The sequence below is a fragment of the Acidobacteriota bacterium genome (assembly GCA_034211275.1).
In the GTDB taxonomy this organism is placed as follows: domain Bacteria; phylum Acidobacteriota; class Thermoanaerobaculia; order Multivoradales; family JAHZIX01; genus JAGQSE01.
Window position 1 is genome coordinate 19674 of the sequence record JAXHTF010000053.1, and the last position, 15365, is coordinate 35038.

A 15365-nucleotide genomic window follows, 5' to 3' on the forward strand; every position below is an offset into this window, starting at 1 on the left:
AACCGTTAACGAACAAGACCTGGTGAATATTCTTCATAGCAAGAAGACTAGAGAAGCCGGAAGCTGAGTGCATCCCCCACCCGACCGAATTTTCGCCTCCCCCAACCGGGGGAGCCGGGGCTCAAGCTTCCTGGCTCCGGCGCCAGATGAAGGCCAGATTGCGCCCGGCGCCAGCACCTTCGCGGCGGTAGCTCCACAGGTCATCGGGGGAGCAGCGGGTGCACGGACCGACCCGGTGGATGATCTCGACACCGCGGCGGCGCAGTTGGAGCTCGGCGGCGGCGGGGAGGTCGAGGTGGGGTTTGGCGCCCGGGCGAGCATGGACGACGGAAGGGCCAGCGGCGGCCTGCACCTGGTCGGCAACGTCGGTACCGACCTCATAGCAGCAAGGGCCGATGGCGGGGCCGATCCAGGCGGTGAGCTGAGGGGCGGGGATGGGGAGGGCCTCGAGGGTCTTGGCGAGGATGTCCGCTGCGATGCCCCGCCAGCCAGCGTGAGCCGCCGCCAGGTGAGGGATTCCGTCGGCACCCGCTCCGGCGAGGAGCACCGGCACGCAGTCGGCGGTGACCACGCACAGGGCCAGGTCGGCCTCGGCGGTGATCAGGGCGTCCCCCTCACCGCAGCTGCCACCGGCGTCGCCGGAGCCGGCTGGGAGGACCCGGTCGGAGTGAATCTGTTGAGCCCAGACGATGCGGGGCGGCGAGGGCTCTAGCAGGGCGAGAGCGGCCTGGGCATCCCTGGGGGCTCCGCGGCCGACGAAGAGCACTTCTACCGAGCCTCCCGACGCGGAGCCGAGACGATCCCGCCAGAGTCTGGGCGCATCATCGGAGCGGCCGGAAGCGATGCCTGCGGACAGGGCCGGGGGAGACTCGCTCATGCCGCCAGCGCCTTGCGACGCGCCCGCATCAGGGGGCGCAGGAGATCCGCCACCTCCTCCGCCAGGACCTCGTAGCCGGCGCCGTTGGGGTGAATGGGGTCGGCCTTCAGGCGGGGGGAGCGAAGAATATCCGGCAAGGCCTCGTCGAGGAGCGGCAGCTGATACTCCTCCGCTAGCTGGTGGAAGAGGTCGCCGTAGTCGTAGCCGAAAGGCCCCTCCACCCTCACCAGCACCGGCAGCACCCGCTCCTCCAGCAAAATCTCCAGGATCTCTCGCAGATCCGCCTCCACCGCATCCCGGGGACGCCGTTGCAGCAGGTCGTTGCCCCCGAGCTCCACCACCACCAGCCACGGGTCGAGATCTAAGACCTCATCGATGCGGGCCAGCCCGTCGGCGGTGGTGTCGCCGGGGACGCCGGCGTTGAGAGCTTCGACCCCCAGATGCTCGCTCAGCAGCTGCGGATAGGTGGGCTCGTCGCCAGCGCCGACACCGTAAGTGATGGAGTCGCCGAAGCACACCAGCGTGCTGCCTGGGGAGTCGAGATGAGGAGCTTGGGGAGCACAGGCGGAAGCGAAAAGGAGCAGGCCGGCCAGTACACCGGGGAGAGCTGAGGGACGGATGGACATGGTCCGGCGATTCTATCCTCCGTCCGGCGCTTCGACGGTCAACAGACCACTAGGCCTTGTGGTCCCAACGAGAAGCGAGAGCGGCAGCCGGCTGGGTTACACTAGCTCGACCATGGACTATGAGGCGGTCATCGGGCTGGAAGTCCACGTGCAACTGCGCACGGAGACAAAGATGTTCTGCCGCTGCCCCAACCGCTATGGTGGCGAGCCCAACACCCGGGTCTGCCCGGTGTGCCTGGGCTATCCCGGGGCGCTCCCCAAGACCAATCTGCGGGCGGTGGAGCTAGCGGCACGGCTGGCGCTGGCCCTCGGTTGTGAGGTGCGCCAACGTTCCACCTTCGCGCGCAAGAGCTACTTCTACCCGGACCTGCCCAAGGGATACCAGATCAGCCAGCATGAGGAGCCTCTGGCCCGGGGCGGAGCAATCCCTCTGAGCCAGGAGCGGCGGTCGATCCCGTTGCAGCGGCTGCATCTGGAGGAAGACGCCGGGAAGCTGGTTCACGGAACCTCCTCCGCGACGGTGAAGGGAGAGTCGCGGTCGCAGACTGCGATCAGCCAGGTGGACTTCAACCGCTGCGGCGTGCCGCTGGTGGAAATCGTCACCGAGCCTCGGCTGAGCTCGCCGGAGGAAGCTCAGGATTGCCTCCGGAGCCTGCACCGCGCGGTGCTCTATACCGAGAGCAGCGACGGCAGCCTGGAAGAAGGCAGCCTGCGCTGCGATGCCAACATCTCCCTACGGCCCCGGGGGGCGGAAACGTATGGCAACCGGGTGGAGATCAAGAACCTCAACTCCTTCCGCTTCGTAGCCAAAGCGTTGGAGTATGAAATCCGGCGCCAGCGCCGACGGCTGAAGGCGGGGCACGGGATCGAGGAGGAGACTCGCAGCTTCGACCCGCGTCGGGGCGTCACCCGCCGACTGCGGGGCAAAGAACAGGCTATGGACTATCGCTATTTCCCCGACCCGGACTTGCCGCCGCTGCAGATTCCTGCGCAGCGCCTGGAGAGCCTCGGTGGGGAGCTGCCACCATTGCCCTGGGAACGCCAGCGATGGCTCGAAGACGATCTGGGCCTGCCGGCGGCGGATGCCCGGCTGATCAGCTCCGAGCGCGACTGGGTGGACTATTTCTCCGCCGCCTGGGAGCACCTGGACTCCGCCGCGGAGGCGACGGATCTGGCGGCCTGGTTCGGAGGGGATCTGCTGCGGGTCGCACGGGAGCGGGATCAGGATCCCACCGCGGGCCTCTCGGCGGAGGATCTCGCCGCCCTGGTACGGCTGGTGGCCACGGGCAGCCTCTCCCGCACCGCCGCCAAGACGGTGCTGGAGGAGATCTGGGGAACCGAAGAGGCTCCCGCGGAGGCCCTGAAGCGGCTGCAGTTGGGCCGCGTCGCCGATCCCCGTGAGCTGCGACAGTGGGCTCGGCAGGCGGTGCGCGAACATCCAGCCCAGGCAGCCCAATACCGCGGCGGCAAGCAGCAGGTACTGGGCTTCTTTGTCGGCCAAGCCCTGGCGCTTTCCGGTGGCCGCGCCGATCCCCAGGGGCTGGTTCAGGCCCTGCGGGCAGCCCTCGCGGAGGAGGCGCTGGATTCGGGGGCGCCGAACCTGGAGGATCAGGGGTGATCCAATTCTTCAGCGTGAGCAAGTTTTACCCCGGGGGTCAGGCGGCCCTACGCCGGGTGTCCTTCGACATCCCACGGGGTCAATTCGTCTTCCTCACCGGCCCCAGCGGCGCCGGCAAGACGACGTTGCTGCGGCTGATCTTTCGCGAGGAAATGCCCAGCGACGGACAGATCGTGGTCAACGGCCGCAACGTTTCGTCGATCCCGACTCGCAAGATTCCATACCTCCGGCGCACCATCGGCGTCGTGTTCCAGAACTTCCGGCTGATCCCCCGCAAGACGGTCTTCGAGAATGTGACCTATCTGCCGCGGATTCTGGGGGTCGACGCCGCGGGCCAGAAGAAGCTCGCCTTCCAGGCCCTTCGCCGGGTCGGTCTAGCCCACCGCCTCAACGCGTTTCCCCTGGAGCTTTCCGGCGGTGAGCAACAGCGAGTGGCCATCGCCCGGGCGTTGATCAACGAACCCGAGATCCTCATCGCTGACGAGCCCACGGGCAACCTGGACCCGGACCTTTCGCAGGAGATCCTTCGCCTCTTCTTCGAGATCCATCGCCGGGGCACCACCCTGCTCATCGCCACCCACGACCGGGAGATGATCCACCGCTTTGGGCAACGAGTGCTGAGCCTGGACGGCGGCGAGCTGGTGGGGGACATGGTGCTGGACAATCCGCGGCCCTTCGGTGATCTACCGGAGCCAGCCCAGGAGACGGACCCCGCCGCCGAAGGCCCAGAGCCTCATACCTCCGATGCAGAAGCGCCCGATGCCGTGGCGACCGGAGCCGAGGCCGCCGGAGCCGACGGGGGGGACACCCCGGAGGCGGACCTTGGGGAGCTCCATCCCACGACGGTGGACGCGGTGGGCCCGCGGGAGGACGGCGCTACGTGAACATCCTGCAGGCGCTTCGATACTTTCTTCATGAAGCCGCGGTCAGCCTGGTGCGCAGCTGGAAGGTCAGCACCCTGGCGGTGCTCACTATCGCCGTCAGCCTCTTCGTCGGCGGTGCGCTGATGCTGATCACCGCCAACCTCTCCAGCCTGGTGGATCAATGGCAGGCGCAGGCCAAGATCGTCCTCTATCTGGACAATCAAGCCACCCCGGAGGAGGTAGCGGCGCTCCACCGGGAGACGGAGGCCTTGCCGTGGGTGGTGGGGGTGGAGGAAGTCGACGCCGCCACCGCCCGCCGGCGCTTTCAGCGCTCCTTCCCCAGCCTCCAGGAGCTGGTGGAGGATTGGGAGGAGGAGCCGCTGCCAGGATCACTGGAGATCAGTTTCGACGCCGGTGCCACCGACTCCCGGACCCTCTCTGGCTGGATCGAGGAGATCGAAGACCACCCGGTGACCGACATGGTGGACGATGACCGGGATTGGCTGGCCCAGCTGTCAGCGCTGGTGGCGGTGGGGCGGGGCATTGGTTTGGGCCTCGGGGCGGTGCTGCTCAGCGCCGCGGTCTTCACCATCGCCAGCGTCATTCGGCTCACCGCCTATCTCTACCACGAAGAGATCCTGATCATGCGCCTGGTGGGGGCCACGGAGTTCTTCATCCGGGGGCCGTTCTACCTGGAGGGACTGCTCCAGGGGCTTGTAGGCGGCGTGCTGGCGGTGGCGGCGCTCTACGGCGCCCATGCCCTGGCGGTGGCTCAGGCGGCGCGGTCCGTATGGGGAGGTTTGCTGCTGGGCGATTTCCTCGGCCTCGGGCAGCAGCTCTTTCTCATTGCCCTGGGTGCGCTGGCGGGGCTGGGGGGCGCGGTACTCTCGCTACGCAGGGAGAGCCTCGGCGCGCCTACCGAGGCGAGCCCGGAGTGGAGCCAGGAGAGCCCCTGAGGCCTGGGCTCTGTAATCTGGAGGGGACACCGGCGCCCTCCCGGCGCGCACAAAAAAACGGGGAGCCGAAGCTCCCCGTCTTTCTCTCCTAGGCCGCGCTGAGCCTAGAACCGAGGCGGCTCGGTGCCGAGCTCCTCGAGCTCCTTCTTCAGGCGCTCCTCGGCGGCCTTCAGCTCCTCGTACTCTCGCTGCTCCGCCTCGGCCTCACGGTTGTGAGCGTTGATGTCGCGGTTCTCGCGAGCGCGCTGCGCGCCTGCCGCATCACCGGCCTGGTTGTAGAAGTCGATCGCCTCGTCATAGCGCTTCTGCTTCTCGTACACGAAGCCCAGCTGCTTTTGGACGCGCTGGCGATCCTTCGCCGGCGGACTCTTCTGGAGAGCCTGCTTCAGGGCCTGCTCGGCCTTGGTGTACTCCTGACGGGCGGTAGAAGCCTGGCCGATGTAGAAGTGCGGAATCCACTCGTTGGACTTCTTGCTGGCAGCCTGATTGAAGCTCTGCACCGCCTCGGTGTACTGCTTGGCACCGAGCTGGGCCTCGCCGAGCTTCATCAAGTTGTCGTAGCTCGGGTCCGCCGCCACCAGGGCCTTGGCCGCATCCGCGGCCTTGGCGTAAACCCCGAGCTTGCCGCTGCCGCGGGTCTCGCGACCACTGCGCATCAGGGCATCGACATAGGCACGGCGCTTGGTGGTGTCCCGGCCGTCCAAGCGGACCGCCTTCTCCAGCGCGTTCACCGCATCGGCGGTGCGGCCCGCATTGAATGCGGCGGCGCCGTAGTTGTACTGCACCGAAGCGTCGTTGGGGTTCGAGCGAGCCGCCTTGGCGAGGGCGTCGAGGGCGGCCCCGGCCTGGCCGGTCTTGTCCAGCGAGACGGCCAGCAGCTTGTGGTAGATCTGCTTCTGGCTGCCGCTCAGGCTACCCTCGTCGATCTTGGTCAACAGGCTCGCAGCGTCCCGGAACCGGTTGTTCTGGACGTAGGAGTTACCCAACTGCAGCTGATAGCGAGTGTCGTTGGGCTTCAAATCGTAAGCCTGGCGGAACGCGTTGAGGGCGTCCTGCTTCCGATTCAACTTGTTCAAAGCCTGGCCGAGCATGAAGTAGCCGTCGGGCCAATCCTTATGCTGCTCGGTGATCGTCTGAAACTCCTGAGCTGCAGCGGTGTAATTCCCTGACTTGAATGCGGCCACCCCGGTCTCCCAGTCGGCACGCAGCAGGCTCGGTGCACCCAAAACCAGGGTGGCGACCAACAGGGCCGTCAGCTTGTTGCGCATTCTTCCGTCTCCTTTCTAATCATCATGGGCTTCCCCGCTGGATTGGCGGCCGGTGATCAGCTGACCTTGAGGAACTTTTCGAGGGTTCCCGGCTGCTGGCTCCGAGCGAGGCGCGCGCCCAAAATTCGACGGGCACGCACAGGATCTCTCCTGGACTCTCTTAGGCTTGCAAGAAATCTGCCACCTTACTCAGAAGCTCCTTCGATCGATTGGGTCCGGAGGTGGTGGAAACCATCTTCTCCAGGGAACGAATCAAATCGATGAGCGCATCGACCTGGCGGCCCGACTCTACCTCTGCTCGATACAACCGAGAAATCTTCTCCACTTCACCCGCATCCAGCTGATCCTGCATCAATCCTTGAGCGAGTTGCAGCACCTGACGGCTGAGCTGCTCGCTCTCCTCGAGGCTGAGCTGACTGAGGCGCTTGATGGGAATGCCAGAGAAGGTCTCCTCCAGCCGGATGAGCCCGGAGGTGATCAAGCCGTAGAGGAGCTTGCTCGCCTCGAACGGGCTGGTGCCAATGGCAATGGCCAACTCGTCGATGGTGCGCCGCTCGTCGATCTTGCTGATCACCATCCACTCTTGGGGTGTCAGCGAAACCGAGGTGCGCGATGAATCGTCGGTGAAGACGGGGACGAGACCCGTGGAGGGGATGCGCTTGGAAAGAATCTGCCATTCGTCGAGACGCCGGGCCGCCTCCATCAACAGGTTCGTGTTGGACTTGTTGATGGTGGTAACACCGGCGGTCTCGCTAGGCACGAATACGAAGTCGCCGTCGCGCCAGACGGCCATCTCGTAGACGGCTTCTTCGCCCTCCAGCTTGCCGCTGAAGGCGTGGACGATGCGGCCGTCTTGCAGATGGATCTCACCCTCGCCGGCCTCGCTCGTCAGGGAAAACTTTCCGGTCTTCCCCGAGACCGAGACCAGCTGGATGATATCCGGGAGCGGCAGCTCTTTCAGCGACCCCTGGAAGGCCATGAATTGCTACTGAAGCGTGAAGTTGACCGTCAGGTTGTAGTAGACGGTCACCGGCTTCCCGTTGAGCGTCGCCGGCTCGAATCTCCACTTCTTGATCGCGTCAACGGCCGCTTGGTCCAAGCCCATGGGCAGACCCTTGAGGACCTTGACGTTCTCCACCCGACCGTCTTTGTTGATGATCGCCTGCACGATGACGACGCCCTGAATGCGCGCCTTGCGAGCGATCTCGGTGTACTGCGGCGGAGGAGAGGAGATCTTGACCGGGGCGGAAACGTCGCCACCGACGTGAATCGGCCCAGTGGGCTCCGCCGGCGGCGGACCGTCGGGGATGTCGAAGATCACGTCCGTGTCAGGCAGCTCCATCTCTGGCTCGATCTCTTCCTCGAGTCGGATGGGCTCGGGCTCGTCCGGAGTCGGATCCGGAATCGGCACCTTCTTCGCCTTGGGCTTGGGAATCTCTTGCTGCTTGGGCGGCGGGGGCGGCTGGAACCGCACCTGCTGGACCACGTAGACCTTCGGCTTTTCCCGTTCGCCGGAGTCGTCCGCATCGGCCTTAGGGAGATAGGTGAAGAGCAGCACCGCGTGGAAGGCGACCGCGATGGCGACGCCGATCCAGAAGTTGCGCCGATCTTCCTGGGATTCCTGAATATAGGTCAGGACTCCGCCCATCGCCGCGTCGTCTTGGCTGATGGACTTGCCGGAGCCCTTCCCTTTAGCCGCGGGCTTGTTCGTTTGCTCTGCCATGGTGCCTCCTATGCCGTCGTCAATACCAGAATCGGTCGATCTCGCGCTGGGTTGGGATTGAGATGTTCTTGACCTCGACACCGCGGTCCGCCCCCTGGCGTAGCTCGTCGTAAACGTCGACCATGGCGCCATAAGGAGCGCTACCGTCCGGCCGGATGATCACCGGCTTGCGGGGATTCACTTCCAGCTTCGGCTCAAGGTAGTCCAGCACCTCGCTGAGCTGCATGGGCCGCTGATCGACCATCAACTCACCGTTGGCCTGAATCTCGATCAGCACCGACTCCTCTTTCTCCACCACCGGCGGCTGATCCTCCTCCTTGGGCAAGGCGAAGTCGAGGCCACGGGTGGCGGCGAAGGTGGTCGTCACCATGAAGTAGATGATCAGCAGGAAGGCGATGTCCGCCATCGACGACGTTGGAATCTCGTCGCTGACCCGGCGTGGATTCAGTTTCATGGCTGCAATATCCTCTCGATCTATTTCCCGGGCGAATTAATTGCCGGCTGGGGCGGCGTCTCCGGACTGCTGGTCGACGGTCTCGGCGCCGGAGAGCAGGTAGATGATTCTCACCTGAGCCTGCTTGAGCGCGTCAATGGCCTCGTCGACGACCCGGTACGGGGTGTTGGAGTCGGCCTTGAGCACGAATTCCTTCGTCGGATCCCGGCCGATGACCTCCGCCGCGAAGGAGAGCACGTCATCCGTGGAGGGCACCGGTGCACTCATCTGCTCGCCGTCGCTGACGCGGATCTGGCCCGCCTCGGTGATCGACACCATCGCGGCCTTCTTCGGCACCTCCTGCCGGATCTGCGTCGTCGGCAGGGTCACCTGAGTCTTGTCCACCTCGATGGTGAAGGTCACCATGAAGAAGATGATCAGCAGGAAGGCGATATCCGCCATTGAGGCGGTGGGGATCACCGGGGGTACTGCTTTTTGAGCGTGTAGTTCCATCGCTTCCTCAACCTCTTCGTTTGACGGGTCCCTGACCGTGGCCGCCGATCGACTGGGCAGCTCGTCGGCTGTTCAGCGTCTCGGCGGGCGGCGATCGCCGGCAGGGCGACGGCCAGGGGCGGTCCCGGCAAGCCCGGCGCACCGTCAGGGTACGCGCGGGCAGAGCACGGGCTTCCTTACTTCTTCTTCTCGGGCGCCGCCGGAGCCGTCTCCGGAGTGATCCCGCTGCGCTCCATCTCGACAAAGGTCTCGAGCAGCATGTTGGCCGCGGTCTCGATGTCGCGCACGAACTTGTTGATCCGGCTCATGAAGTAGTTGTACATGATCTGCACCGGAATCGCGACGGCCAAACCACCGGCGGTGGTGGTCAACGCCTCTTTAATACCGCTGGCCACCAGGCCCGGGTTGGAGAGACCGGCCGCAGCCAGCGCGTCGAAGGAGCGAATCATGCCGGTAACGGTACCGAGGAAGCCCAGCAGCGGAGCCACGTTGGCGACGGTGGCGAGCACCGTGAGACCACGCTCGAGGCGCCCCATCTCGAAGAGAGCGGCGTTCTCGATGGTCTTCTCGACTTCGTCCTTGGGCTGGCCGTACTTGAGCAGACCGGCCTTCATGATCGAAGCCACGGGACCGCGGTACTGCTCGCAAACCTTGATTGCCTCGCGAACGGAGCGGTTGACGATGAGGGCCTTGCGGATCCTGGCCAAAAACTCGTTCACATTGATCTTGGCACGCCAGAGCGCGAAAAGACGCTCGACGATGACCGCCAAAGCAATCACCGACATGATCAGCAGCAGCCACATGACCACGCCGCCTTGATCCATCAACTCCCAGAACCGGAAATTCTCACCGTTCACGGTTACTCCTCCTAGTTACGACTCTTTAGACTCATCCGAGGCCAATCGAGTTCCCAGCGCCCCAATAAAGCCTCTGGTGTTCGTCACCTGATTCAAACTCCTCCGAAAGAACAACGGAAGATCTCGCGACGCTGCCGCCATTGTCTCGGGACTGAGCCCGGCGATGTTAGCACAGCGCAAAAAATAGGGTCAAGGACCTTCAGGACGAGGCTAAGCCTCCTATTTCCAGTCACTTGCATGCCTCCTGAAACAACCCTTGGAGGTCATCGCCGAGGCTGTCTTTGCGCCGCTAGGCCTTCCATACGGTAGCGCCGCGCGCAGCATATAGCAACCGCCATGGCATCGGCGGCATCCGCTGGCCAGGACTGACTGTCCACAGCCATCAGAACACCGACCATGCGAGCCACTTGCTGCTTCGGCGCCCTGCCGCTGCCGGTGACCGCGGACTTGATTTCCGCCGGGCTGTACTCGCGGACCTCGACACCGGCACGGGCTGATTCTGCAAGAAGCACGCCACGGGCCTGAGCGAGGACGATGAGGGAACGGGTGTTGGGACCGTGGAAGGTGGATTCCACCGCCACCAGCTCGGGAGCATGGCGGGCGAGGAGCTCGGCGGCACCGTTGGCCAGGTACGCGAGGCGCTGGGGCAACTCGGCGCCCCGGGGGGTGGCGAGGCGACCTTGGTCGATGGCGGTGATGCGGGAGCCACGGCGCTGCAGGACGCCGTAGCCGGTATACCGGCTGCCGGGATCGAAGCCGAGGATCAGCACGGAGCTTCGGAGGGGATCCCGGATGAGACGCCGGCGGTCATTCTTCCTCGTCGCTGGGGAGGTCGGCGTTGAACCAGACGTTCTGGACGTCGTCGTGCTCCTCCAGGGTGTCCACCAGGTTGGCCACCGAGGCCATCTTCTGCTCGTCGAGCTCGGTGGTGGAGTTGGGCACCATGGCGAAGTCCTTGGATTGCACGGCGATTTGACGTTTTTCCAATTCTTCCAGGATGCGCATGTAGTCCTCGGCCGAGGTGTAGATCTCGTAGGCCTCGTCGGAGGTCTCGATATCGTCGGCGCCCAAGTCCAGCGCCAGCTCCATGAACTGCTCCTCGCTCATGGTCTCGGGATCGAGGGCGAAATAGCCTTGGCGCTCGAACATCCAGGCGACACAACCGCTCTCCCCCAGGGAGCCGCCGGCGCGGGAGAAGAGGTGTCGAACCTCGGCCACGGTGCGATTGCGGTTGTCGGTGACCGCCTCGACGAGCATGGCCACGCCGCCGGGGCCGTAGCCTTCCAGGGTGCACTCTTCGTAAGCCACGCCCTCTAGATCGCCGGTCCCCTTCTTGATCGCGCGATCGATATTGTCGTTGGGGACGTTGCTGTTGCGGGCGTCCTGGATCGCCGCCCGTAGCCGCGGGTTGCCGTCGGGGTCACCGCCGCCGAGGCGTGCCGCGACGGTAATCTCCTTGACCAGGCGCGTGAAGAGTTTGCCGCGGGCCGCATCGACCCGCGCCTTGCGGTGCTGAATATTGGCCCATTTACTATGACCTGCCATGATCTGCTCCTGAAGTTTGGATCATCGAGCTAGCGGGACGGTATTCTCGAACGAGACGATATCGTCAAGGCAGCTCGGAGATTCGGCGGAAAGCCCGTCGAGAGTGGGTCGCAATGTTCGCTTGACTCCGCCGAGACGTAGAATTGTAACGGATTCCGGTCCTGCGCTCAGCCTCCCCCTACAGTAGCCGCGGCGCCGAATTCCAGGCGCCTGGGGCTCCAGCCGCCCCAGAGAGCGCTAAAACCTGTAGAATCAAAATCTTCCGCCTGCAGCCGTTTGACGCACCGGGCGGGGGGTGTTAGAACAACCTCAATCTCTTGCCCTGGAGACTCCGGGATGGCTTCCTTCCTGATCATCGAACGCGACGAGCAAACCGCCGAGCGCCTGCGCCATGCGTTGGTCCAGGGTGGCTGGCAAGCGCATCCCTTCTACGACGTAGATGCGGCGATGCAGCTCCCTCAGGACGAAGCCCCGGACGTGGTGTTCGTGGAAGCCGGCCTGGAGAAGGGGACCGAGCTGCTGCAGCGCTTTCGCCGCCGCAATGCCCGTTCCGCCTCCGTCGCCTTGGTCTCCGACCCCACCTCGCCGGTTCAGCAGGCGGCGATGAAAGCCGGCGACCAGGTTCTCCATCGCCCGATCTCGGAAGACGCCCTGTGGGCGGTGATCCGGGCCCTGGAGGCCACCGCAGAGGCACCGGCGGAGAAGCCTCAGCAGCCTTCGCGGGCGCAGAAGTTCACCTCCGAGGACATCTTCGGAGACCTGCTTCTGGAGGTGGAGAGCGATCCCGATTCCGGCTCTCAGCCTGCCCCCGAGGAGCCGTCCCAACCCCCGGCCGCGGCCGCACCCTCTCCGCCGCCACCGACGGGCGCGCCCTCGACCACCGATACGCCACCCGCCCCGCGCCCTCCCGCCCAAAGACCCAGCGCCAGCACCCAGAGCGACAAGGATGAGGACGCCATCAATCGCCGGCTGGAGCAAACCCTCTCCGGCGTCCTGGGTCCGCGGCGCAAGAAGCCGGCGCCTCCGAAGCCCACTCCCACTCGGGGGCCTGAGGAAAGGCCCATCCGGGAAGCCCTTGGCCTGGAGGGCCTCGGCGGCAAGAACCCCACCAGCAAGAGCACTAGCAGCAAGAGCCCCACCAGCACGACTGCCGGCGCTGAGAGTCCCGCCAAGCCCAAGAAGCCGCGCAAGACCAGCCATCCGGGGCTGGGGGACGTCGACAAGCTGCTCAGCGAGACCCTCTCCGGCCTCGATCTCGGGCCCCGGCAACGCCCCAAGGCCAAGCCTCCAGCGGACAAAGCACCGGCAGCTCAGACTCCGGCAGATCAGGCTCCGGCAGATCAGGCTCCGGCAGATCAGGCTCCGGCGGACAGCCCCTCCAGCAAGCCACCCGCCGCCGAGGCGCCCGCCACCGAGCCCCCTCGACCGGTGACGCCGCCAACACCGACACCGGCACCGCCGCCGGCCGCTCCGGAAGCTCCACCGGCACCACCCGAGGAGCCTAGAGCAGCCGAACCAGCCGAGCCACGGCCCCCCTCCCTCGACGCTGCGGCGGACCCGCTCTCCGCTTTCGACATGCCCCTACCCGGCGAGAGCGCCACCGGAGCCGAGCCGCGGCCAGCGGAGATCACTCCATTGGGCGAGCACGCCGAAGCGCAAGGCCCGACGAGCTCCGAAAGCGCCCCGCCGGACGAGGCGGCCCCGGCTGCAGCGGCCGCAGAGGCAGAAGCCCCATATGGAGAAGCGACCGAGAGCCCGTCCTCCCCAGGTACCGGCGAGCAACCTCTCGAGTACCCATCCAGCGCTCCCGACAGCGGCACGGGCACTGGCAGCATGGCCCCGGCGGAGCCCAATCTGGGAGAGCTTGCGGGCAGCTTCAGCACCCAGAAGATTCCTACCGTCCCCAGCGGCCGAGTGGACCCCAAACCGGGGCAGACCTTCGGCCCCTACACCCTCCTCGAGCGCATCGCCGTGGGCGGCATGGCCGAGGTTTGGAAGGCGCGCATGGATGGCGTCGCCGGCTTCCAAAAGACGGTGGCGATCAAGAAGATCCTGCCCCAGCTCACCGAGAACGAAGAGTTCGAAAAGATGTTCGTCGACGAGGCGAAGCTGGCGGCGGAGCTCAACCACCCCAACATCATCCACATCTACGACCTGGGAGAGATCCACAGCGAGTACTACATCGCCATGGAATACGTGGAGGGCAAAGATCTGCGCTCCCTCCTCAACCTCTCCCAGCGCAAGCGCATGGCTCTGCCCCCCGGCCTCGCCTTGCTCATCGCCATGCGCCTGGCCAGCGCTCTCGACTACGCCCACCGCAAGCGCGACGCAGACGACCACGAGATGGGCCTGGTCCACCGCGATGTTTCGCCTCAGAACGTCCTGATCAGCCACGAGGGCGACATCAAGCTGTGCGACTTCGGCATCGTCAAGGCGGTAGCGAAGAGCAGCAAGACGCAGATGGGCGCTCTCAAGGGCAAGCTCCAGTACATGTCGCCGGAGCAAGCCTGGGGCCAGGACGTGGACAGCCGCTCGGACATCTTCTCCCTCGGCGCCATCCTCTTCGAGATGCTCACCGGCCAGCGCCTCTTCGAAGGCGACTCGGAGCTCTCCATCCTCGACTCGGTACGCAACGGCGAGGTCCGGACTCCCCGAGCCCTGGATGCCAGCATCCCCGAAGAGCTCGATCAGCTGGTGGGGCGCGCGGTGGCGCAGAAGCCGGAGAATCGATTCCAGACCGCCGGTGCCATGCGCGAGGAAATCGAGGGCGTGATGGATCGCCTGAGTCTCAAGCCCACGGGTTCCGATTTGGGAGCCTTCATCCGCCGGCTCCAAGCCGCCCCAGTGGCTCCGCCCCCAACAGAAACAGCGCCGCCGGAAACGCCCCCAGCGGAACCACCTTCGTCGAAGGCGGCATTCTCCGCTCCGGCTCCCGCCGGCGAAGCCGACCCTGCCGACCTCTGGCCGCCGCCGAGCCTCGACCTCCCGGATGTGCCCGCCCCGACGGAATGGGAGCCGGAGAGCGAAGATCTCGCCGAGCCTCAGGAAGCTGGCGGCGCGCTGTCTGGAGAAGCGCAAGCACCGAAGACCACCGACGATGCGACACCGGAAACACCCTCCGCGGCTCGACTGATCCCGGTGACTCCGGAGGAAGAGGCGCCCCTAGCCGAGGCATCTGCGGCGAAGGACTCCCCCCTCGCGAGCCCTAAAGCCGAAAGCCCCTCAGCTGAGAGCCTCGAGGCCGAGGAACCCAAAGCCGAAGACTCCAAGGCGGAGAAGCCCGGTATCGGCTCCCCCGAGATCAGCCCGTCCGAGATCAGCCCACCGGAGACCAGGGACGCCAAGCACGACGACACCGGCCCTCTGGTGGATGCCGTCCCCCCGTCCGCCGACTCGGAAACGCCGAAAGCCAGCAGCAAGCGGTGGATCTGGATCGCCCTGATCCTCGCCCTGCTGGCCGCCGCTGCGGCGTATTACTTCCTCTCCAACCGCGGCGAGGGGGGCAGCGAGCCGCCGGCGGCCCCGTCCGCCACCAGCACCGGCCTGGAATTGCCGGCGGAGAGCGGCGACGACCCCGCCGGGGACCTGCCGGACGCCGGCGACGAGGAGCTCGACTCCCCCGACTCTCCCCTGGGAGCCACCTCGGACGGCGCCGCCCCCGGGAGCAACGCCAGCGAGACGGCGACGACCGCCTCCGCCGCGGACCTCGCACGGGAAGAGATGGAAAAGCTCCAGGCTGAGCAGCTGGCGCAGGAGAAGCAACGGCTCCAGCAGCAGATGGAAGCTCGCGAGCGAGAGCTGCAGGAAAAGCTGGACAGCCTCAAATCCGAACCGGCGGAGGAAGCCACCGAGCGTAGCGCGTCGACCGGCGAGGCCCCGAAGGAGCAGGCTCCGGCAGCCCAGGAGCCAGCAGTGCCCACCGAGAAAAAGGCCACCGCTGAGCAAGAAGCAGTGGCCCAAGAACCTCCGGAGCCCGTCCAAGAGCCCGTAGCCACCAAGGCGGCAAAAGAGCCGCCCGCGAAACGGACGACCGCCGCCGAACGCCGCGATGCCACCGTGGCGACCCGAACCGCTCCGGCTCAGCCG

At 65.7% G+C, this 15365-nt stretch carries 14 protein-coding genes; 4 read left to right on the forward strand and 10 right to left on the reverse strand.

What is annotated here, in order from left to right; genetic code table 11:
• Nucleotides 1–121: 121 nt before the first annotated feature.
• Together pgeF and SX243_10825 are read right to left on the reverse strand one after the other, a co-directional pair.
• Complete coding sequence (gene pgeF, locus SX243_10820) at nucleotides 122–877, reverse strand: peptidoglycan editing factor PgeF (protein ID MDY7093451.1); 756 nt, start codon at nucleotides 875–877, stop codon at nucleotides 122–124.
• Complete coding sequence (locus SX243_10825) at nucleotides 874–1503, reverse strand: GDSL-type esterase/lipase family protein (GenBank protein ID MDY7093452.1); 630 nt, start codon at nucleotides 1501–1503, stop codon at nucleotides 874–876. Before SX243_10825 ends, pgeF begins: the two co-directional genes overlap by 4 nt.
• A 112-nt stretch (nucleotides 1504–1615) precedes the next feature.
• On the opposite strand from SX243_10825, the gene gatB reads away from it, so the two are divergent.
• From gatB to SX243_10840, 3 genes are read left to right on the forward strand one after another with little or no spacing between them, the layout of a single operon-like run.
• A complete protein-coding gene (gene gatB, locus SX243_10830; GenBank protein ID MDY7093453.1) occupies nucleotides 1616–3121 on the forward strand; it encodes an Asp-tRNA(Asn)/Glu-tRNA(Gln) amidotransferase subunit GatB in 1506 nt (501 codons plus the stop codon).
• Nucleotides 3118–4005: a cell division ATP-binding protein FtsE gene (gene ftsE / locus SX243_10835; protein MDY7093454.1), complete on the forward strand. Its 888-nt coding sequence runs from the start codon at nucleotides 3118–3120 to the stop codon at nucleotides 4003–4005. Before gatB ends, ftsE begins: the two co-directional genes overlap by 4 nt.
• Complete coding sequence (locus SX243_10840; GenBank protein MDY7093455.1) at nucleotides 4002–4940, forward strand: ABC transporter permease; 939 nt, start codon at nucleotides 4002–4004, stop codon at nucleotides 4938–4940. The genes ftsE and SX243_10840 overlap by 4 nt, the downstream gene beginning before the upstream one ends.
• Nucleotides 4941–5044: 104 nt before the next feature.
• Here SX243_10840 and SX243_10845 read toward each other — a convergent pair whose 3' ends face one another.
• The 8 genes from SX243_10845 to SX243_10880 form a co-directional block, all read right to left on the reverse strand.
• A complete protein-coding gene (locus SX243_10845) occupies nucleotides 5045–6208 on the reverse strand; it encodes a tetratricopeptide repeat protein (protein MDY7093456.1) in 1164 nt (387 codons plus the stop codon).
• Nucleotides 6209–6368: 160 nt separating this feature from the next.
• The gene (locus SX243_10850; GenBank protein ID MDY7093457.1) at nucleotides 6369–7187 is read right to left on the reverse strand and encodes a DUF4388 domain-containing protein; all 819 of its coding nucleotides are present in this window, start codon (nucleotides 7185–7187) and stop codon (nucleotides 6369–6371) included.
• A 6-nt stretch (nucleotides 7188–7193) separates the two neighbouring features.
• Nucleotides 7194–7931 (reverse strand): energy transducer TonB, encoded by a 738-nt coding sequence (locus SX243_10855; protein MDY7093458.1) that lies wholly within the window; start codon nucleotides 7929–7931, stop codon nucleotides 7194–7196.
• Nucleotides 7932–7950: 19 nt separating this feature from the next.
• Nucleotides 7951–8385 (reverse strand): biopolymer transporter ExbD, encoded by a 435-nt coding sequence (locus tag SX243_10860; protein MDY7093459.1) that lies wholly within the window; start codon nucleotides 8383–8385, stop codon nucleotides 7951–7953.
• Between the two features lie 36 nt (nucleotides 8386–8421).
• Nucleotides 8422–8877 (reverse strand): biopolymer transporter ExbD, encoded by a 456-nt coding sequence (locus SX243_10865; GenBank protein ID MDY7093460.1) that lies wholly within the window; start codon nucleotides 8875–8877, stop codon nucleotides 8422–8424.
• Nucleotides 8878–9053: 176 nt separating this feature from the next.
• Nucleotides 9054–9734, reverse strand: a complete 681-nt coding sequence (locus tag SX243_10870; protein MDY7093461.1) for a MotA/TolQ/ExbB proton channel family protein — start codon at nucleotides 9732–9734, stop codon at nucleotides 9054–9056.
• Nucleotides 9735–9997: 263 nt separating this feature from the next.
• On the reverse strand, nucleotides 9998–10504 hold the full coding sequence (ruvC, locus tag SX243_10875; GenBank protein ID MDY7093462.1) for a crossover junction endodeoxyribonuclease RuvC: 507 nt from the start codon (nucleotides 10502–10504) through the stop codon (nucleotides 9998–10000).
• A 37-nt stretch (nucleotides 10505–10541) separates the two neighbouring features.
• Nucleotides 10542–11279: a YebC/PmpR family DNA-binding transcriptional regulator gene (locus tag SX243_10880; protein MDY7093463.1), complete on the reverse strand. Its 738-nt coding sequence runs from the start codon at nucleotides 11277–11279 to the stop codon at nucleotides 10542–10544.
• Nucleotides 11280–11615: 336 nt separating this feature from the next.
• Between SX243_10880 and SX243_10885 the strand changes: the two genes are divergently transcribed.
• A partial coding sequence (locus SX243_10885) for a protein kinase (GenBank protein MDY7093464.1) occupies nucleotides 11616–15365 on the forward strand: 3750 nt, incomplete at its 3' end.